Below are 19,418 nucleotides of genomic sequence, written 5' to 3'. Positions count from 1 at the left end.
CCTCGTGTCACACGCCCGCGCCCACAGGGTCAGCCCTGGCGCCGGAGGATGTAGTCGGCCGCATCGCCGACGGTCCTGAGGTGCTTGACCGCGTCGTCCGGGATCGTGACGTCGAAGCGCTCCTCGGCGGCGACGACGACCTCGACCATGGACAGCGAGTCGACGTTCAGGTCGTCGGTGAACGACCTTTCCCGCTCGACCTCCTCGATCGGGACGCCGGCGATCTCCTTCACGATCTCGGCGAGACCGGCGGTGATTTCCTCCTGTGTGGCGGCCATGCTGAACCTCCTTCGATGTTGATGCCGTCGGATGACACGGTGTTCACGGGCGGCGCGGCGGCGCGCTCGCGGCAGGGCTAGAGGTCACGCAGCAGACCGCCGTCGCACCGCACGGCCGTCCCCGTGACGTAGGAGGCCGGTGCGCCGCACAGGAACGCTGCGACCGCGGCGAACTCCCTTGTGGTGCCGTACCTGCCGACGGGAATGGCCGAGGCCGACTCGCGCGCCACCTCCGCGGGGGTACGGCCGGAGCGCCGGGCGTTCGCGGCGTCGACGGCCGCGGTCCGGTCAGTGCTGATCCGGCCCGGCAGGAGGAGGTTGACGGTCACCCCGTCCGCGGCGACCTCGGCAGCCAGCGTCTTGAGGTATCCGGCCAGTGCCGCCCGGCCGAGGTTCGACAGCGCCAGGTTCGGCAGCGGCGCCGCGATCCCGCTGGAACCCACCGCCAGGATCCGTCCCCAGCCGCGCTCCCGCATCACGGGCAGCGCCCGTGACACCAGCCGTACGTGCGGGCGCAAGGTGGCGTCGAGCGCGGCGTCGACGGAGGTGACGTCGACGGCGGTCGCCGGCGCGGGCTCGGGTCCGGGACCGTTGAGCACCAGGACGTCGGGGGGGCCGAAGGAGGCGACCGTGGCGTCGAACAGCGCGTCGGGCCCGTCCTCGGCGAGGAGGTCCACTTCGACGCCGAGGCCGCCCGGGAGTTCGGCGGCGATCTCCTTCGCCCGGTCGCCCCGTCGACCACAGACCACCGTGTCGGCCCCCTCGGCCGCCAGGGCGCGAGCGATGGCCTCCCCGATGCCTCCGGTCGACGAGCAGACGAGTGCGGTGCGTCCGGCGAGACCCAGGTCCATCAGCCGGCCTCACGAACACTGCTGCGCGGGCTCCTCGGGCGTCCGTCGGCACACGGACGCCGCCCTGCCCCGGGTCGGTCGGTGAAGTCCGCCGAACGGTGTTCCCGGTCGGACGATTCCATGACGACTCCTTTCGTGGGTGTTCCTCTGCGTCGCACGGCGGATCCCACGGACTCGCCGCGGCCGGCCGTGCACCGGCCCCGTGAAGGGATTTCGCGCTGCGGAACGGTCGCCCCCGGACGTTTCCGGGAAACGGGTCACGGAGAGGCGCGCCGGGCCAGACGGTTACCGAACACGGCGAAGAGTGCGCCACCCAGCATGATCAACGTTCCGACGAACTGCATCGCGGTGAACGTCTCCCCGAGGAAGACGGTGGAGAAGAAGAAGCCGAAGAGCGGCACCGTGAACATCATGGTGGTCGCGGTCGACGGACTCACCCTGCGCAGTCCCTGGTAGTAGAACAGGTAGGCGATCGCGGTCGGACCGACGGCCAGGAAGACGGCGTTGGCCCAGGCGACACCGGACACCGCGGGCCAGGACACCCGGCCCACTTCGGGGAGGGCCAGCAGGACGAGCCCCAGCCCGCCCACCCCCGTTCCCCACGCCGTCGCCCGCAACGGGTCCACCCCCACGAGCAGCGATTTCGACAGGACGCTGTAGGACGCCCAGCAGGCGGCTCCGGCCATGAAGACGAGATCCCCGGTCAGCCGGTCGGCGTCCGCCGCACCCCCGCCGACTCCGGGGAGGAAGAGCAGGGCGCCCGTGACCCCGACCGTCAGCCCGGTGACCCGGGTCCAGGACGCCTTCTCCCGCCCCAGGACGATCAACGCCGTCGTGGTGAGGATCGGGCTCAGCACGGGGACGATGACGCTCCCGTCGAGCGAGGGGGCCAGGGAGAGTCCCCAGAAGAAGAAGACGTTGTAGGCGAGGACGCCCAGCAGGCCCAGGAGGCCCGCACGGACGGCGGCGTCGCGTCCGATCGGACGCGAGCGGCCCCGCAGCACCACGGCCAGGACGATCAGCAGGAGGCCCCCGCCGCCGAACCGCAGCGCAGCGGCGACCTCGTGTGGCATCTCGCCGACGACCACCTTCGAACTGGCGAAGGCGCTACCGAACATGACCATGGTCACGAGGAGGTACAGGTACGGCGTGACGGTGGACTCCCCCGTCGGGCGGGACGGGCCCGCCGTCATCGGCGTTCCATCGCCGTGCCCGGCCGGGGCCCGGGCCGACTGGTCCTCCGCGTCCCCGACGGCGCGCGGGAGGTGCGACGGTGCGGGAGGGACGCGGGCACGCGCGGAACGTCGCCCGTGTGCGGGAAGCCCCGCTCGGAAACTGCTCGCGAACGGTTCGATGACAGCATTCCCCCCTTGGTGGACCGATGCCCGTCCGGAACGTCGCGTAAGGCGTTCTCCCCGATCCGCCGGGCACAATCTCCCGTTTTGCTTCCCATGGCACGGGACCCTACCCCGGGTGATGACACGGAGACCGATGGGTGGACCGAGACCGGCCACGGTGGGAATCCCGTGGCCGCCCGGGGCGACTCGGGCCGTCGTCGGGAAACGTCCCGGCGCGGAATGCGTCCGGGACGACCCGCGAGGGACCGGGTCCGGGCCGGGTCGAGCGGCGGCAGGCACCCGGTGCGCCCGCTAACGACCCGCGACCCTGTCCAACACCTCTTCGCCCTCGGGGCTGCGTTTGGCATTGATGATCTTCTTGTGCGGGTCGCTGTCCATGACCAGCGGGAGGACCCCCGACTGGGTCGCCTTCTGTGCGAACGGCGACCACAGGGGCCCGTCGTGCAGGGCCCGCAGGTCGGTGATGCTCAACCCGCTGATCCGTTCCAGGCGGGCGGCCAGGGAACCGTCCTCCTCCTTCCCCGCCAGCAGGGCGCGGATGCGCTCCTCGTCCGCCAGCAGGTCGGCCTGCTCGCCCGCGAGGTAGTCGTGGAGGTTCCTCGCGCCGCCCGCGAAGGGCGAGTAGACCATGCAGACCAACTGCGTGGTGTCGACCCCGAAGGCGTCCTCGCCGTACCGGGTCGCCGCGTTACGCATGGACTCGACCCCGGCGTCGGTGTCGTAACGGGTCCTCATCTCCTCGACGAGGTGTTCCGGGAAGTGCTTCCGCCGCATCAGGTCCAGGGCGAAGTCCACGTACTGGGCGATGCCCTCCCGGTAGGTCCGTCCGTAGGCGTATTCGGTCCGCAAGCCGCGGAGGTGGGCCATGAGCGCGGGGTTCGCACAGTCGGACTCGGTGAAGTTGAACGCGATCTCGTCGAAGACGAACCCGAGGAAGTCCGTCAGGAGCCGCCAGTGGGCCCCCGAGGCGTAACTCGTGTAGTCGTAGATGGAGAAGAACTCCAGGGCGGTCGGCACCTCCGAGGTGACGCCGCGTTCCTTGATCTTGTCGACGTTGACCGTTCCGTGGATCTCCGTGAAGTACGCCTGGGCCAGCCCGTCCAGGGTCTCCAGGGTGCCCTGGAAGCCCTTGCGGCCGGCAGCGGGCTTCTGGCCCGCCCCCCGCGCCAACCGGCGGATCCACAACGCGTAGTCGCGCTGCTCCTGGGGGGAGTCGCCGGTGATGATGAGGTCCACGCCGCCGTCGTGGCCGGCCGCGACACCGAAGGAGTTGGCCACGTTGAGGTTGCAGGCGTTGCAGAAGGTGGCCCGCCCGTCGCCGTAGGTCCGATGCCCGGACATGAGCATGTCGCTCCGGTTGAAGGCGATGAGCCGGTGCGGCATGCTCCGGTCCCGGTCGAAGGGCACCGCCCGGTCGCCCTCCAGGAGCAGCAGTTCGACGTCCGGGTCGTCGTAGAGGCCCAGGGCCCGGTAGGTGCGGTCGATGTTCAGCATCACCTGGTACGGCATGCCCCCGTGTCGCATGGTCACCACGCGCAGTCGGAAGGTCGCGCCGTGCCGCTCGGCCAGGGCCAGGTGGACGGCGCGCACGAAGGCGACCGCGTAGGCGCTGTCCTTGCCGCCGCCGTACGCGACCATGACCGTGTTCCGCGCGATCTCCTCCGGTCGCGGCAGGGCGCCGTAGAGCGTGGTGGCGCACTCCTCCACCGCCGGAACGTCGTGCTCCGGCAGGGCTTCCCTCAGGTTCCTCAGTAACTCGGTGCGCATCAGCATCCTTCCTGGACCGTTCCTCTGAAGGAATTCGGCATCGACGTCAGACCGCGGAGAACGTGGCCCGCCGCCGTGCACGGGAACATGGGGCGGCCTCGATCGCGTCGTTCGAACGCAGAGGCCCAGCGGTCAGGCGTCCCTTTCGTGAGGGACCCTTCCGGCTTCACTCGGTCAGCCGGTGAGCAGTGAATTGCCACTCTCTCCGGCCGTGGGCACGTGGTCTTCGCTCTGATCAGGCATCAATACCCCGGAACGGGGTTCCAAACGCACCCCAGGCGAAATTGTGCCACTACTTCAACGCCTAGGTGAGGCGGTCGAGCGAGAGGATGGAGCGCGATTCATCAGCCCGGAACTCCGGCGACCGAGATCATCCCAGCAGTGTCCGAATTCCACGTCAACGATGGAGTGGATAATCCGCCAACTTGGATGCCGACTTGACTGAAACGGCCTCTTCTTGGAGTGATTAATCACCATTTTAACGACCCTTCTCGTCGGCATTGTCCACATGTTGAGACGTGGCCTTTCGGTGTCTCGGTGCGTGCCTCTAGTGTCCAGGGCTTGTGCCGAATCCTGAGGGTGATTTCCTTCATCGCTGTGGGATGGGCGTCCTTGTGTCCTGTAGCCCTGACCCAAAAAAATGTGCGGGCGGCTCTGGAAGGCGGAAGGGATCTCTTCCTTCCCGTGGAGCCCTGTGTGCGGAGTCGTGGAATGTCTGCTGCCATTCACTGATGAAGATCCTGTGTTGTAGGTAGCCCCCTCGCGCATCTCGGGCTGATTGTCTGCCTTCGCCTGAACGAGTTTTCACGCGAACCCGTTCGGAATCCGTATGAGTCGAGAAACCGCCCTTGGTTTCCTTTTTGCTTCTGATACCGTCAAAAACTCTCCTGACGGTCACGCATCTCCACCCTTCCGAGCTCCGGAGGATAGACGTGAACGCATTGCAGGCTCCGCTGGTCCAGGCGCAGAAGGCAGAGATCCTCGACGCTACGTTGCGTGACGGCTCCTACGCCGTCGACTTCCAGTTGGACGAGAAGTTCGTGAGCGAGCTGCTCGCCCGGCTGAACGAGACCCCCATCCAGAAGGTCGAGATCGGACACGGCCTCGGGTACGAGGCCGAACGGTCCGGAATCAGGGCCTCCAACATCGACCTCACGCGCTGGTGCGCCCTGGCGCAGTCGGAGCTGACGAGCACTCCGTGGGGCATGTTCGCCCAGCCCGAGTTCAGTCGGCTCTCCACTCTCTCCGGGCTGTGCGACGAGGGCATGTCCTTCGTCCGCATCGGCATGGAGCCCGAACGCGTGCCCGACCACCTGGACTACATCGAGCGCGCCACCGAGATCTGCGGTGAGGTCTACCTCAATCTGATGAAGACCAGCAGCACCCCGGCCGAGGAACTGCCGGCGTTGCTGAGCGACGTCACTCCGGCCATCGCCGGCCTGTACGTCGTGGACTCGTGCGGTTCCATGCTGCCCAGCGACGTCCGGCGCTACGTGACCGTGGTGAAGGAACACTTCCCCGTCATCGGCTTCCACGGCCACGACAACCTGGGCATGGCGAACGCCAACAGCATCGCCGCCTACGACGCCGGGGCCGTGATCGCCGACGGCTGCCTCGACGGCATCGGGCGCGGCGCCGGCAACGCCGAGACCGAATCGCTCGCGGGGATCTTCAGCACCCTCGGCGAGGACAGGTTCGACTACAAGACCCTAGCCAAGCTCGCGCACTTCTGCCGCATCAGCCTCGAACCCCTGCCCGAGGACCGGAACATGCAAGTGCTCGGCGGAGTGATCGGGATGCACTCCGGATTCTTCCCCCTCATCGAAAGTTTGTGCGACAAGCTGGCCGTCGACCCGGCCTCCTTGATGCAAACCGCCGTCGACCTGGCCCCGCGCAGCGCGGGCAGGACCGACATCCAGGCCGCCGCCGAGCAGATAGCCCTCCGGGCCCAGACGGTGTAGGCACCCGCGTCCCCGCCAACCGAAAGGAAACACAGTGCGACTGGCACGGTTCGAAACGGACAATGGCCATCAGATCTTTGTGAACCACCGCGACGGCTGGGTCCCGCTCTCCGGCCTGGCGGGCTTCGAGCCCCCGGGGGTGCTGGTCGAACTCCTCGACGCGTCCCGGCGCGGGGAGCTCACCGCGGCGCTCGACGCCCTGACCACCGACGCGCTGACCGACGTCCGTCTGGAGGCGGCCGCCACCGTCCTGGACAGCGGCGACATCTGGGGTGCGGGCCTCAACTACCGAGGCCACTCGCAGGACCTCAACACCCAGCAGCCCACCTCCGGGCCCGGTTCGTACCTGCGTCCCCGCAACTGCCTCATCGGCAACGGCGAGGTCATCGAACTGCCCGGGCAGTCCCGACGGGTCACGGCGGAGGCCGAACTCGGACTGGTCATCGGCACCGCGTGCAAGAACGTGCGTCGCCACGCATGGCGCTCGGTCGTTGCGGGCGTCACGGCCGTACTCGACATGACCGCCGAGGACGTCATCCGGGAGAACCCCCGCCACATCCCCTGGGCCAAGGGCTTCGACACGTTCTGCAGCGTGGGTCCGCAACTGGTGTCCCTCGACGAGTTCGACGACGCAGCCCTCCGGTCCACTCGGGTCTCCACGGTCCGCAACGGCGAGGTCATCGCTTCCGCCCCGACGTCCGAGATGAAGTACGACCTCGGCTTCCTGGTCGAGTACTTCACCGCGGGCCGCACCTTGCTGCCCGGAACCGTGATCTGCACGGGCACCCCGGGAGCGGCCGTGATCAGTCCCGGTGACTCCGTGAGCTCCCTCGTCGAGGGCGTCGGCGTCCTGTCCCACACCGTGAAGTGACGCCAGCAGGGAGCTCCACCGACTCGCCCCAGCGTGAAGGAGTGAAGACGTGACCGCACAACAGAGATCAGTGGTGGACGAGATCGGAAGCGTGATCCGGAAGCACCCCGGATCACCCGCGATCGAGACCGTGGACGGCGTGCTCAGCTACCAGGAGTTCGGCGAGCAGGTCGACGTCTTCGTCGCGCGGCTCGAATCCTCCACCGTCCTGGCCGAGTTCATCGGCATCGAGGCGACCCGGACCTCCCATGCCATCGTGGCCATGGTCGGAGCGCTCCGGGCCGGACGACCGTTCGTGTTCCTCGACCCCCGCGACAGCGCGGCGTCCAACAGGGCCAAGGTCTCCTCGCTCGGCGTCAACGTGATCGCCCAGGCGGTCTCCCGCTCCGGCCCGCCCCGGCTCGTCCCCACACCCGCCGAGTGGTCCGACGGCACGGAGGGACGCCCCGCCCGGGCACCCGGGGTGCTGGCTCCGTATCGGGGTTCCGTCGGCTACGCCATCCACACCTCGGGGTCCACGGGGCAGCCCAAGTGCGTGCTCGTGCGCGCACTCCCGTTGGCCCGCGTGATCGCCGACCACGTGCGCGTCCTGGAACTCGGCCCCACCAGCCGCACGCTCCAGTTCGCCCGTCTGACCTTCGACGGCTGCATCACGGAGATCCTGTGGACCCTGACCTCGGGCGCGTGCCTGGTGGTCGTCGGCGAGGACCGACTCGCCCCCGGTGCGGTACTCCGGGGCACCCTGGAGAAGTTCCGCGTCACCCATCTGAAGACCACCCCGTTCGCGCTCACCGCGACCGAGCCCACCAGCGCGATGAACCTGGCGCACGTCGTCAACGGCGGCGGGTCCTGCCGACAGGCGGTGGTCCGGAAGTGGTCATCGGCAGCGGCCTTCCACAACGCCTACGGGACCACCGAGACCACCGTCTGCAATTTCCTCAGCGATCCGCTCGACCCCGAGGACTGCGCGGACTCCGTTCCGCTGGGCAGGGTGGTCGGTGACTGCGCGTTCGACGTCGTTCCCCTGCCGGACGGCGACGAGGGCGACCCGCTCGGCCCGGAGGGCACCCGCGGGGAACTCGTGATCACCGGTGAGAGCGTCGCCATCGGCTATCTGACCGGCCAGGACCTGCACCGCTTCGTCGACGGCGACGCGAACCGGGTCTACCGGACCGGCGACATCGTCGATCACCGCGACGGGCGCGTGTACTTCGTCGAGCGACTGGACCGCCAGCTCAAGGTCCGCGGCTACCGTCTCGACCCCGGAGAGATCGAGAGTGCCGCGTGCCGCCTGCCCGGGGTCGTGGAGGCGGTGGTGACCGCGGAGTCCCACGGGTCGTCAACGGACTCCGGCGACGACGCACTGGTCTGCTACTACCAGGGCACGGTCACGTCCCGCGAGGTCCGTGGCCACCTGGAAGCCGTCCTGGACCCCTACAAGGTGCCGTCGATCCTCCACCGCGTCACCGCCCTCCCGTACACCCGCAACGGCAAGGTCGACCGCGACGCCCTGCGGGCGAGCCGCCGTGCCACGCCCGCCCCGACCGCGTCCGCCACGCCGGAGGAGCACGTCATCGGGCTGGTCCGTCAGCTCACGGGCGTGGACGACGCGACCCTGGAGGACAACTTCTTCGCCATCGGTGGCGACTCGGCCTCCACGGTGGCCCTGGTCAGCAAGTTGAGGGAACTCGGCTGGATGGACGCCGGCGTCCCGGACGTGCTGCGGGCGCCCACCGTGAAGGCTCTTGTCGGACAACTACGTGACCGGAGCGTGTGACCTCGATGTGTGGTGTGTGCGGGACCTACTCCCCGAACGGCGGGGGCGATCGCGGGATCGTCGCCGCCATGCACGCCGGGCTCACCCACCGCGGGCCCGACGAGACCTACTCGCTGAACACCGAAACGCTCTCCGTCAAGCTCGGCCGCCTCGGATTCACCGGCCTCGCACACGGCTGGCAGCCGGCCCAGGACGGCAGCGGCCGCTACGTGGCGATGACCAACGGCGAAGTCTTCAACTCTCGCGAGCTGTGGGACAAGTGCAGTTCCCGGCGGCGGGAGAACGAGGTCGACGTCGCCGTCATCCCCGAGCTGGTCGCGCGGTTCGGGATCGACGGACTGCGGATGGTGGACGGCCAGTTCGCCACCGCGATCTTCGACCGGGCTGAAAACGCCCTGTACCTGGCGAGAGACCGGTTCGGCGTGTGCCCGATGTTCTACACGCGGACGGACTCCGACACGCACTTCTGTTCGGAGATCAAACCCCTGGTGCGGTGCGTCGACCGGTCCTGGAGCGTTGACCTCGGCGCGATCGACCAGTACTTCTCGCTGGGCAACATCGTCGCCCCCCGGACGCTCGTGAGGGAGGTCCGGGCCGTGCCCCCCGGCTGCGCCGTCAGGTTCGACGCGGACGGCCCCGCGAAGGTCCTGCGCTACTGGCGCTACGGCGAGTTCGAGTCCACCGCGGAGCGGGTCCCCGCGGAGGAACTCCGCGAGGGGCTGAGGCGGTCGGTCCGCGACCGACTGCACGCGGACGTGGAGATCGGCGCCTATCTGAGCGGCGGCTTCGACTCCACCGCCATCGTGATGGAGGCGTCCGACCTCGTTGACCAGCCACTGCACACCTTCTCGGTGGTCTTCGACGATCCGGGTCTGGACGAAGGGCGCTTCCAACGCGAAGTGTCCCAGCTCGTGGGGAGCAAGCACGAGCAGATCCGGTGCCTCCGGTCCGACGTCGCCGCACAGTTCGAGGGGATGGTCCGGCACTGCTGCTACCCCCAGCGCGAGACCTACAACGTGGCTGCCATGATGCTGGCCGACAGCGTGCGTTCCGCCGGGATCAAGGGCGTCGTGTCCGGAGAAGGCGCGGACGAGTTGTTCTTCGGCTACGACTCCTACGCCTTCGACAGCGTGCCGGGTACGCCCCGCGGGTCCCGTTCCGAGAACGAACAAGCCTGGGGAAGAGCGGACTTCGGCTGGGAGATCGACTGGCGCCGGGTGCACGAGCGCCGGCAGACCTACCTCGCCCCCGCTCTCCTGGACGGCGTTCGCGGCGACGAGTTCTGGCGAACGCGGCTGATCCCCTTCACGGACGCGGAGGCGAGATCGCTCTCGGCGATGCAACTGCGCTCCATCGCCGACGTGTACGTGCAGATGTCGGGCCACCTGCTGGGCGACCACGGCGATTCGATGTTGATGGGCAGCTCCGTCGAAGGCCGCTACCCGTTCCTCGGCAACGCGGTCGTCTCGCTCGCCCAGAGGGTTGCGGACGAGGCGAAAGTCGTCGACTTCGAGGGGAAGGCGTGCCTGAAGTCGGCCTACGACGGGATCGTGCCGCAGTCCGTCCTCCGCCGGGGCAAGCACGGCTTTACCGCGTACGACCTGCGCTCGGTCACCGGCGAACGCACCTGGTCGGACTGGCGCGGGCTCGTGGAGGCCAGCGGCGTCCTCGCCCCCGGCTGCCTCGACGCGTCCTCCGATCGAGGAGGCACCGACAAGTGGGACTTCCGGCTCAGCGCCATCAGTGTGGCCATGATCATGGATGAGTTGGGGCTCTCGCTCTGACTTCGCGAGCGCTCCGGCGCTCGGCCGGACGGGGTCGGCCCCCGGCCGTCCCTGCCTTGCGAACGCACCGTCACACGCGCCACCCACGAGGGAGTCGTCAATGAGCGTCGGGACAACCGAGTTCTTCGTCTTTCCGGGTGCGGGTTCGTTCGGCACCGAACTCAGGCCGTTGACCCGAGGGCTGTCGAAGTCGGCCCGGACCGTCCGGTACCCGGGACGCTTTGGCGACGACCCGCAGTCGTTCGCCGGTACTGTCCGGTCCTGCGTCGCCCAGGTGCGGGAGGAACCGGGTCCTCCCGTCCTCGTCGGACACAGCTTCGGCGCCTACCTCGCCTATGCCACGGCAGGGGCACTGGAGGGCAGCGGAGCGTCCGTCCGGGCACTGGTCGTCGTCGGTGCCACCGCACCACCGCTCCTGACGCTGCCCGAGTCGGTGACCCGGAGCCCCTCGGAGACTGCGGCCTACCTGAGCGGGGTAGACCCCGCCGCCCTGCCGGACGAGTCGAGCGAATGGCGGAACGTCGTCGTCGAGACGGCCCTGCACGACCTGAGAACGCTCCGGGAGTTCATGTCTGCGGACCACCCGGAGGTGAAGTGTCCGGTTTTCGCCGCCCGCGGCGAGGACGATCGGTTGACCTCCACGGAGGGGATCGTCGAGTGGAGCGGACTGACCACCGGGGGATGTGCCCACCGCGTGTTCCCCGGCGGGCACTCCGACCTCCTGGGCGCGCCGGAGTTCGCCCGCTGGGCGCGCGCCGGGTGCGGCCGGCCGTGACGGCCGCTGGCGGTGGTGCAGGGCGTGGTCCCGGAGGGTCGATTCCCCTGGCTGACGGGTGCGACGGGATCACCGGCTCGGGCGTCCCGCCGCCGCCCGCGCCCGGCCCGGTGGCCGGCCGCGGTCAGACCAGGTCGAGGAAGCTCCACCGGGCGTCCGGGCGGGCGCCGCTCAGCCACCTGCCGCAGTTCTGGAGCACGACCGGGCTCGACGTGATGTGCTGCGCGCCCGTGCCGAGGTCGCGCAGGAAGCGGTCGATCGGGCCGCGGCGGATCGCCGCCGAACCGGCCCAGCGGTGCACGGTCCGGCCCACCCCGGACACGGTCGAGGTCGTGTGGTTGAGCACGAGCCGGATCAAGGTGTCCTGCTCCGTGCCCGGCAACTCACCTCGATCCAGGGTGAGTTCGATGTCCCGCCACACCTCGTTCGCCCAGGCCCGGGCGGCCCGCAGCCCCGCTTCCGCCGCCGCGTACTCGGCGTGGAACTGCGAGGTGTCGACCGCGGCGCCCCGCGAGCCGGTCCGCGCCGCGGCGACCCGCTTCATCTCGTCCAGCAGCCGCCGCCCCACCCCGAGGGTCCATCCCGTGTGCCCGATCGCGGACATGTTGACCAGGCCGAGCCGGTAGAGGGCGCCGCCGTTGCGCGGGGTGTCCGTGGTCGCGACGTAGGTGTACTCGTGCGGGACGTAGGCGTCGGTGCAGTGGTAGTCGATGCTGTGGGTGGCGCGCAGCCCGAGCACGTCCCAGTTGCCGTCCAGGCTGACCTGCGACTTCGGCATGGTGAGGACCCGCAGCTCATCGGTGCCCTCGACCAGGATCGCGCTGTGGACGTGGGTGGCGTGCGCCATCCCGGAGGCGAACTGCCACTGACCGCTGACCCGGTAGCCGCCCTCCACCGGCACCGCCCGGCCGGGGCGGGTGCCGTGCCCGGACAGCAGTGCGTGCTTCCCGTTCGACACGTCGGGGAACAGCTCGGCCGTCGCCTCCCCGCCGAGGTACGCCGCGGTGGTCCCGGTCATCATCTGCAAGGCGATCGCGGTCCATCCGGCCGCGGCGTCGTGGTAGCTCACCCGCTCCGCCGCCTCGATCAGTTGCCGCGGCGCGAACTCGTACCCGCCGAGGCTCAGCGGCAGTTCGGCCCGCACGATCCCGGTGGCGAACAGCGCCCGCGCGGTGTCCTCCGGAAGCCGTCCCGACTCCTCTGCCGCATCCGCCCGTTCGTCGAGGACCCCGCCGAGCGCGTCGATCTGTTCCAGCACCGCCGCCAGTTCCCCACTGACGTGCAACTGCCCCTGGTCACCCATGGGTTACCCCTCCTCGTGGCCTGTTCCCGATCCTCTCACGCAGGCTCCGAGCCGCCCCCGTCCCGAGTTCACCGCGCTCCCCCCGACCTGCGATCGGTCGAGGCCGCCGCTGCCGTGCCGACCGGCCTCCCGGACGGCACGTCCGGGAGGCACGAGTGGCGTGGCACGGGATCCCCGCTTCGCCCGGGGCGGTTCAGAACAGGTCGGGGAGCCAGGTGTGGTGCGAACCGGACATGGCGGTGAGGAGCTGACGGTCCTCCTCGGTGACGCCGTCCGCCTCGCCCCACTGCAGGAGGTGTTCCGTGCTGGCGGATCCGGCGTACCACGAGGTGAACAGGCCGGTGGGGAGGGTGACGCGCGGGTTCCGGCCGGTCACGGCCGTGGCCTTCCCCGATGCGATGTCGAAGGAGAGGTGTTCCTCGGCCCCGGAGGGCCCGAGGAGACGGAGGTCGAGGTGCCCCGTCGCGGCGGCCGGCCACGGTCGCTGTTCGATCGCCCCCGCAGGGTCGAGCAGCTTCAGCATCCAGGGGTGCCATACCTGCTGGGTCGTCGTGTACTGGTCGGTCGTCCACAGGTGGGGAGCCAGCAGGGGTTGCGTGCCGGGCTGGAACCGGACCGTGGCCGCCTGGCTGCGCTGGTCGCTGATGAACGCGTTCGCGAGGCCGGCCGCCTCCGGGTCCCCGGCCCAGTAGTCGGTGATTTCCAGTTCGTGTCCCCAGGGTCCCGTCCGGGTGCGGGAGCAGCCGACGAGCGCACGGGCCCGACCGTCGGGATCGCTGATCTCGTACAGTCGCGGTCCTGCGGTCGTGTCCGGGTACTTCCACGTCCACCACCACGCGGGTCGGTCGACGGGGCCGTGCCAGGTGCGGGCGAGGCTGCGCTGGAGGGGATGCCCGGCCGACTCCGTGACGTCCGCGACCCGGTAGCCGTGCCGGACGGGGGGTGCGAAGGCGTCGATGGGCAGCTGACCGGTCGTCGCCGAGCCGGCCAGTTCCCACCCCCAGCGGCGGTACAACCCCAGCGAGGGGGTCCACAGGCTGCTGATGACCGCCCCGGCCGCCCTCTGCTCGGCCGTCACGTGTGCCAGCAGTCGGCGGGCGACGCCCCGGCCGCGTTGGTCGACGGCGACGCACACGGTGGAGATGCAGCAACTGGAGAGGGCCGCTCCGGCGAAGAACTGTCCGACGGGCAGAGCGGTGACTCCACCGATGACCCGTTGCCCGTCGAGGGCCAGCCGGACCGCGCCGTGGGTGTGGAGGACTTCGAGGTCGGTGAGTTCGGTGGCGAAGGCGCGATGGGCGAGCCTCGCGTACTCGGCCAGGTCGGCCTCGTGCCTGGGGGCGGTGATCTCCATCTGGTCGTCCTCCCGGTCCTTGTGCTGGCATGGGTCCGCCCTGCGAGTGGCGCGCAGGGTGAGCGTGTGTGTGGGGGATGGCCGTGCGGAACGGGCGCGGTGGGCACGGCCGCCAACGCGGTTCGGCGCGTGTGGGGGTGATGCGGGTGTTCCGTCAGGGACGGGGTGCGGTGCGGTTGACGGGCTGGTCGGTGGCGGCGAGCTTGAGGGCCAGGGCCAACGCCGCGGCGAGCAGGGCGGGGCCGGCGAGGAAGGCGAGATGGATTCCGCTGACCGCGGCGACGGCGCTCAGCGTGAAGGGGCCGAGGCCGGCGGCCAGCCCCTGGCCGAGTGCGAACAACGACATGGCGCGGTCCGTGCTCCCCTCGGCTGCCGCCAGGCCCCGGGAGACGGCGAGGGGGAAGTGCAAGGACATGCCCAGCCCGCAGACGAAGATCCCGGCCAGGGCACCGGGGCCGGTCAGGAACCAGAAGCCGGCGAACCCGGTCAGGGCCAGTGCCAGACTGCACACCAGCAGCCTTCCGGTCGGCCACCGCTGTGCGAGCCGGGTGCCGTAGAGCCGACCGGCGACCATGCCGATGAGCATCAGGGTGATGCCCATCGTGGCGGTGGACTGCGACAGTCGGGCGTGCACGCGCAATTCCTCCGAGGCCCACACCACCATGCACATCTCGAAGCCGGAACAGGCCAGGAACAGGGCCCAGGCGGACCAGAACTCGGTGGAGAACCTCCGGCCGCGGGTGCCCGGGTCACGGGGTGCGGGCGAGGCCGGGGGCAACTTCTGGCGTCTGCACAGCCACCATGTGCCGATGGCCAGCGGCACGTTCAGCCAGAGGCCGAGGCGCCACCCTCCCGGCAACAGCGTGGCGGCGCCCAGAACGAGTGGGGCGAGCATGCCGACACCGGCGCTGATCCCGTTCGCCTCGCTCATCGCGGCGGGGGCGAACGGGCCGTGGTGGTCGGACAGCGCCGCGGCGGTGATGTTCACGATGACGTTGCCGGCCCCTCCGATCACCACCGCGGCGAGGAGGGTGCTCCACAACCACGGGCCGGTGCAGTACGCCGCGACGGCACCGGCGAGGGTGAGCAGGGCCGCGGCCTGCACCCGGGTCCGCCCCCAGCGCACCGCAGTCCTCGCCGTGGTCCAGCCCGCCGCCATGGCGCCGACGGCCAGCCCCGTGCTGTGAAGCGCTGCAACTGCATCGGCTAAGTTCCGGTCGTCGGCCAGCAAGGGGATGGACGGGCTGAATCCGTACATCGTGAAACCGAAGACGCACAGTTGCAGGTACAGCACGACGGTGAGCCGGTCGCGCTGGAGGCGTGGTGCCCGGGAAGCAGGGCGGGGGTCCGGAGACGCGGTGGTGGACTCGCGGTCGGTCGGTCCCGTCATGGAGTGCTGCTCCCTCCTTCCGGAACTCCGTGAGCGGCCGTCCGATCCCGTGCGGCCGTCGAGCGATCAGCCTGAAAGGCCCTGCGTGGTGCGAAGGGTGAGGCGAAGGGGGCGAGGTGCCCGGCGATGCGCACGCCGGGACGGGCCCGCGTGCAGAGCGGGATATACTTAAGTGTATTTCTTTTTTATATCCCGCGCCACATGTTCCGCACGGCTCCCCGCAGTTGCGAGCGTGCGCCCCTGACGCCCTTCGTGCGGCACGTCTCAGGTCCACCGACCCCACCTGCAGCACGGACGGCCCGTCCGGTTCCGCGGCCTCCGCGTCCGCCTGCGCAGCCGGGTGAGGAACTGCCGCTCGCACGGAGCACCTCACCCGCCCGGCGGGCTCGCGCCCGGAACCCTCGGGGAGTTCCCGGCGCACGGGCAAGGCCGTCGGCCGGTCGTCCGGCCGACGGCCTTCCGGAAGCCACGGGGACGCGGGCCGTCCGCCGGCGCCGCCGCCGGATCGGCAGGCCCCTCCACCCGTCAGCCCAGTACGGCGTCCACGGTCGCGGTGAACTGGTCGGCGGCCCGTTCGATGTCGGGCTCGGTGGCCTGGACGGTGACGCCGTAGCCCGCGCCGAGGTAACTGTCCGAGACCCCGATGGAGATGGCCACGGCCCGGGCGAGGACGTCATCGGTGCGGGGAAGGCTGCCGCGACGGTAGTCGTGCTGGGATTCGGACCCCGGCCGGCGGAACGGGGCGGGCGACGTCCCGCCCTCGGTGAGGGCCGCGAGTTGGGACATGTTGCCGTAGTAGTGGCGTCCGGAGCCCAGCATGGTCTTCGTCCCGAGGGCGTCGGCGACCGCAGCGGCCTCGTCGGCACCGTCGAAGACGTGCACGAGGAGCGTTCCGCATTCGCCTTCGGCGTCGTGGAGCGTGCGTCGCTGCAGTCCGTCCCGGGCCGGAATCCGCGAAGCGACCGCCTGCTTCACCGCTCGGGTGGCCTTCAGGACCCCGTCGAGCTTGTCGAGTTGGGCGCAGGCGACCGCACCCGAGAGTTCGGGCATGCGCAGGTTGAGGCCGAACAGGATGTCGCCGTCCCCGGTGTCGGTGCGCTGGGGGAACCAGCCCTGGTCCTGGAACGAATAGGCGCGCTGGTACAGGTGCGCGTCCGAGGTCAGGACGAATCCCCCCTCCCCGCTGGTGATCACCTTGAACGGGTTCAGCGAGAAGGCGCCGGCCGCGCCGTGCGTCCCCAGCCGCCGACCGCGGTACGAGCCGCCGCACGCCTGCGCCACGTCCTCGACGAGGGCCAGCCCGTGCCGCTGGGCGATCTCGCCGAGAGCGGCCAGGTCGCACGGTGCGCCCAGCATGTGCACGGCCATGATCGCCTTGGTGCGGGGGGTGATCTTGGCTTCGACGTCCTCGGGGGAGAGGGTCAGGGACTCGTCGATCTCCGCGAGAACGGGCGTGGCCCCGCTGTAGACGATGCTGCCGATCGAGGCGATGAAGGTGTATCCGGGCACGATGACCTCGTCGCCGGGGCCGACGCCGAGCGCCGCGAGGGCGGTGATCAACGCGGAGGTGCCGCTGTTCACGCCGATGGCGTGCGGAACGTCGAACATCGACTGCACGGCCTGCTCGAAGCGGGCCACGAACGACGTGGTCTCGGGCACGTCGTACGAGTATCGCGTCAGGTGCCAGTCCTTGAGCACCGCCTCGACGTTCGCGGCTTCTTCGGCGCCGAGGAACGCGTATCCGGGTCCGGGCATGGTGATGATCCCTCTCAGGCGTGGTGGAGGTTGCGTCGGATGTCGATCACTGTCATGGAGGCCCTGTCGGCCGCGGCGATGCCGGCTTCGCTGTCCTCAAGGACGATGCACCGGGCGGGCGGGACGCCGAGAGCCGCGGCAGCGGCCAGGAAGATGTCCGGCTCGGGCTTTCCCCGGCGGACGTCCTCCCGGGCCACCACGGCGTCGAAGAGCTCGTCGAGGGCCAGGTGCTTCATCGTGGCTTCGATGCTCCGGCGGCGTCCCCCCGATGCCACCGCCATCGGCACGCGGCCGTGGTTCGCGCGTGCGATGTCGGCCACCGCGGTGATCTCGCGGACCTGGTCGAGTTGGTCCAGGTACGCCGTCTGGCACCGGTCGACCAGGTCCGCGAGGGGAAGCGGGAGTTCGACGTCCTGGTCACGGGAGAGCCACAGGACCGCTTCGTCCGTCGACATGCCCGTGGCGGTCGCGTACCAGTCCGCGTCGACCGTGAGGCCGTACGGGGACAGGGCCGTGCTCAGCGCCGCGTAGTGCGCGGCGAGGGTGTCGGCGAGGGTGCCGTCCCAGTCGAAGACCAGGGCGTCGAAGCCGTCGGCGGGTAGCTGGTGGATGGTCGGCATCTGCTGTTTTCCTTCTGTCAGGCGGGTACGGGCGGCACGTCCGCGGGCACCGGCGCCGAATCCCGACCGACGATCTTGGCGGCGGCCTTCTCGGCGATGGCGAAGACCGGCGCGGAGATGTTCCCGGTCGTCACCGCGGGCATGACCGACGCGTCGACGACGCGCAGTCCTTCGCAGCCGTGTACCAGCAGGTCGCTGTCGACCACGGCGTCCGTGTCGGTGCCGAGCCGGCAACTGCCCACCGGATGGAACTGCGTCTGGGCGTTGCTGCGGCAGAAGTCGACGAGGTCGGCGGGCGCGGGCCGGTCCTGGGTCAGGTCGCGGAACCGGCGCAGGCTGCGGGTGTCGGCCAGCCGGTGGGCCAGCCGCACTCCTTCGACGAGGGTGTCGACGTCCGCCTGTTGCGAGAGGTAGTGGGGATCGATCGCCGGGGGCTGCCACGGGTCGGCGGAGTGCAAGGTCAGCCTGCCCCTGCTCACCGGACGGGTGACGGCGGGGCCGATGGTGAAGCCCCGACCGAAGCCCGAGGCGTCGTTCAGGTCGATCATGGGGGCGAAGGACAGTTGGATGTCGGGAGCGGGCAGCCCCGGCGTGCTGCTGACGAAGCCGCCCGCCTCGCCCAGGTTGGAGGCGTCCGTGACGGGGAGGGTGCGGTCGGCGGGGAAGCTCACGGAGACCTGCACGTGGTCGTGGAGGTTTCCTCCGACGCCCGGCACGTCGCACGCCACCGCAATGCCGTGGGCCCTCAGGTGGTCGGCGGGACCGATGCCGGAGAGCATCAGCAGGTGCGGTGTCGCCACCGCGCCGGCGGAGAGGACCACTTCGCGTTCGGCGCGGAGGGTGACGAGCCGGCCCGCCCGCCGCACCTGGACGCCGGTCGCCGTCGTCCTGTCGAGGAGCAACCGCATCACCCGGGTGCCGGCGAACACGGTGAGGTTGGCGCGGGAGACGGCCGGTGCCAGGTAGGCGTCGGCCGAGCCGCATCGCCGTCCTGCCCGGCGCATCACCCGGTACAGGCCGATCCCTTCCTGCTGGCCGCTGTTGAAGTCGGGGTTCACGGCGAGCCCGATCTCCTCGCCCGCGCTGACGAACGCCTCCGCGAAGGGGTGGGGCCGTGACGGGGACTCCACCGAGAGCAGGGCGCGATCGCCCGCGGTGCCCGCCACCCGGGCCAACCAGGGGAGCATGCCCCGGCTGCCCCATTCCGTTCCGCCGTGCACCGCCCAGGCGTCGTAGTCGCTGGCGTGGCCCTCGACGTACACCATGGCGTGCATGGCACTGGAGCCGCCGACGAGACGCCCGCGCGGCCAGCTCAACCGGCGCCCGTTGAGGTGGCGTTGGGGAACCGTGAGGTAGGACCAGTCGAGTTCGCTGCCCATGAGCTGGGGCCACCGGGACGGCTGGGTCACCCGTGGATCCGCCGTGGCGTCGGGGCCCGCTTCGACCAGGGCGACGGTGACGTCCGGGTCGGCGGAGAGGCGGTGGGCGAGCACGCAGCCGGCGAGGCCCGCGCCCACGATGACGTAGTCGTATCGCAGTTGGTGGGACAAGAGTCAGCCCTCACAGAGGATGGG

At 70.2% G+C, this 19,418-nt stretch carries 15 protein-coding genes; 5 read left to right on the top strand and 10 right to left on the bottom strand.

What is annotated here, in order from left to right; genetic code table 11:
- Nucleotides 1-29: 29 nt before the first annotated feature.
- From ABT092_RS05610 to ABT092_RS05595, 4 genes are all read right to left on the bottom strand, one after another.
- On the bottom strand, nt 30-278 hold the full coding sequence (locus tag ABT092_RS05610; protein WP_351240109.1) for an acyl carrier protein: 249 nt from the start codon (nt 276-278) through the stop codon (nt 30-32).
- A gap of 77 nt (nt 279-355) precedes the next feature.
- Complete coding sequence (locus ABT092_RS05605; protein ID WP_351240107.1) at nt 356-1,129, bottom strand: SDR family oxidoreductase; 774 nt, start codon at nt 1,127-1,129, stop codon at nt 356-358.
- 257 nt (nt 1,130-1,386) lie between these two features.
- Nucleotides 1,387-2,322, bottom strand: a complete 936-nt coding sequence (locus tag ABT092_RS05600; protein ID WP_351240105.1) for a DMT family transporter — start codon at nt 2,320-2,322, stop codon at nt 1,387-1,389.
- Between the two features lie 456 nt (nt 2,323-2,778).
- Nucleotides 2,779-4,254 carry a PqqD family protein gene (locus ABT092_RS05595; protein ID WP_351240103.1) on the bottom strand — a complete coding sequence of 492 codons (1,476 nt, stop codon included), beginning with the start codon at nt 4,252-4,254 and terminating at the stop codon, nt 2,779-2,781.
- Between the two features lie 932 nt (nt 4,255-5,186).
- Between ABT092_RS05595 and ABT092_RS05590 the strand changes: the two genes are divergently transcribed.
- From ABT092_RS05590 to ABT092_RS05570, 5 genes are all read left to right on the top strand, one after another.
- Entirely contained in the window at nt 5,187-6,215 is a 1,029-nt protein-coding gene (locus ABT092_RS05590; protein ID WP_351240101.1) for a hydroxymethylglutaryl-CoA lyase-like TIM-barrel protein, read from the top strand.
- A 79-nt stretch (nt 6,216-6,294) separates the two neighbouring features.
- A complete protein-coding gene (locus ABT092_RS05585) occupies nt 6,295-7,086 on the top strand; it encodes a fumarylacetoacetate hydrolase family protein (RefSeq protein ID WP_351240099.1) in 792 nt (263 codons plus the stop codon).
- Between the two features lie 49 nt (nt 7,087-7,135).
- Entirely contained in the window at nt 7,136-8,863 is a 1,728-nt protein-coding gene (locus ABT092_RS05580; protein ID WP_351240098.1) for a non-ribosomal peptide synthetase, read from the top strand.
- Between the two features lie 5 nt (nt 8,864-8,868).
- Entirely contained in the window at nt 8,869-10,647 is a 1,779-nt protein-coding gene (asnB, locus tag ABT092_RS05575; RefSeq protein WP_351240321.1) for an asparagine synthase (glutamine-hydrolyzing), read from the top strand.
- Nucleotides 10,648-10,747: 100 nt separating this feature from the next.
- A complete protein-coding gene (locus tag ABT092_RS05570) occupies nt 10,748-11,422 on the top strand; it encodes a thioesterase II family protein (RefSeq protein ID WP_351240096.1) in 675 nt (224 codons plus the stop codon).
- Nucleotides 11,423-11,546: 124 nt separating this feature from the next.
- Here the strand turns inward: ABT092_RS05570 and ABT092_RS05565 are convergent, their stop codons facing one another.
- From ABT092_RS05565 to ABT092_RS05540, 6 genes are all read right to left on the bottom strand, one after another.
- Entirely contained in the window at nt 11,547-12,725 is a 1,179-nt protein-coding gene (locus tag ABT092_RS05565) for an acyl-CoA dehydrogenase family protein (RefSeq protein WP_351240094.1), read from the bottom strand.
- A 193-nt stretch (nt 12,726-12,918) separates the two neighbouring features.
- On the bottom strand, nt 12,919-14,079 hold the full coding sequence (locus tag ABT092_RS05560; RefSeq protein ID WP_351240092.1) for a GNAT family N-acetyltransferase: 1,161 nt from the start codon (nt 14,077-14,079) through the stop codon (nt 12,919-12,921).
- 154 nt (nt 14,080-14,233) lie between these two features.
- Nucleotides 14,234-15,469: an MFS transporter gene (locus ABT092_RS05555; RefSeq protein WP_351240090.1), complete on the bottom strand. Its 1,236-nt coding sequence runs from the start codon at nt 15,467-15,469 to the stop codon at nt 14,234-14,236.
- A 525-nt stretch (nt 15,470-15,994) separates the two neighbouring features.
- Nucleotides 15,995-17,224 (bottom strand): DegT/DnrJ/EryC1/StrS family aminotransferase, encoded by a 1,230-nt coding sequence (locus ABT092_RS05550; protein WP_351240088.1) that lies wholly within the window; start codon nt 17,222-17,224, stop codon nt 15,995-15,997.
- A gap of 14 nt (nt 17,225-17,238) precedes the next feature.
- The gene (locus ABT092_RS05545) at nt 17,239-17,844 is read right to left on the bottom strand and encodes an HAD family hydrolase (RefSeq protein ID WP_351240086.1); all 606 of its coding nucleotides are present in this window, start codon (nt 17,842-17,844) and stop codon (nt 17,239-17,241) included.
- 17 nt (nt 17,845-17,861) lie between these two features.
- Nucleotides 17,862-19,394 carry a GMC family oxidoreductase gene (locus ABT092_RS05540; protein ID WP_351240084.1) on the bottom strand — a complete coding sequence of 511 codons (1,533 nt, stop codon included), beginning with the start codon at nt 19,392-19,394 and terminating at the stop codon, nt 17,862-17,864.
- Nucleotides 19,395-19,418: the final 24 nt, after the last annotated feature.

The organism is Streptomyces sp. NPDC002490, from assembly GCF_040296045.1.
Taxonomy (GTDB): domain Bacteria; phylum Actinomycetota; class Actinomycetes; order Streptomycetales; family Streptomycetaceae; genus Streptomyces.
Note: the sequence above shows the minus strand (reverse complement) of the source record. Positions and strands in the feature narration are given on the sequence as shown.

Coding starts and splice junctions, on each gene's coding strand:
- ABT092_RS05610 (WP_351240109.1), bottom strand. CDS start 278: ATGGCCGCCACACAGGAGGAAATCACCGCCGGTCTCGCCGAGATCGTG.
- ABT092_RS05605 (WP_351240107.1), bottom strand. CDS start 1,129: ATGGACCTGGGTCTCGCCGGACGCACCGCACTCGTCTGCTCGTCGACC.
- ABT092_RS05600 (WP_351240105.1), bottom strand. CDS start 2,322: ATGACGGCGGGCCCGTCCCGCCCGACGGGGGAGTCCACCGTCACGCCG.
- ABT092_RS05595 (WP_351240103.1), bottom strand. CDS start 4,254: ATGCGCACCGAGTTACTGAGGAACCTGAGGGAAGCCCTGCCGGAGCAC.
- asnB (WP_351240321.1), top strand. CDS start 8,869: ATGTGTGGTGTGTGCGGGACCTACTCCCCGAACGGCGGGGGCGATCGC.
- ABT092_RS05570 (WP_351240096.1), top strand. CDS start 10,748: ATGAGCGTCGGGACAACCGAGTTCTTCGTCTTTCCGGGTGCGGGTTCG.
- ABT092_RS05565 (WP_351240094.1), bottom strand. CDS start 12,725: ATGGGTGACCAGGGGCAGTTGCACGTCAGTGGGGAACTGGCGGCGGTG.
- ABT092_RS05560 (WP_351240092.1), bottom strand. CDS start 14,079: ATGGAGATCACCGCCCCCAGGCACGAGGCCGACCTGGCCGAGTACGCG.
- ABT092_RS05555 (WP_351240090.1), bottom strand. CDS start 15,469: ATGACGGGACCGACCGACCGCGAGTCCACCACCGCGTCTCCGGACCCC.
- ABT092_RS05550 (WP_351240088.1), bottom strand. CDS start 17,224: ATGCCCGGACCCGGATACGCGTTCCTCGGCGCCGAAGAAGCCGCGAAC.
- ABT092_RS05545 (WP_351240086.1), bottom strand. CDS start 17,844: ATGCCGACCATCCACCAGCTACCCGCCGACGGCTTCGACGCCCTGGTC.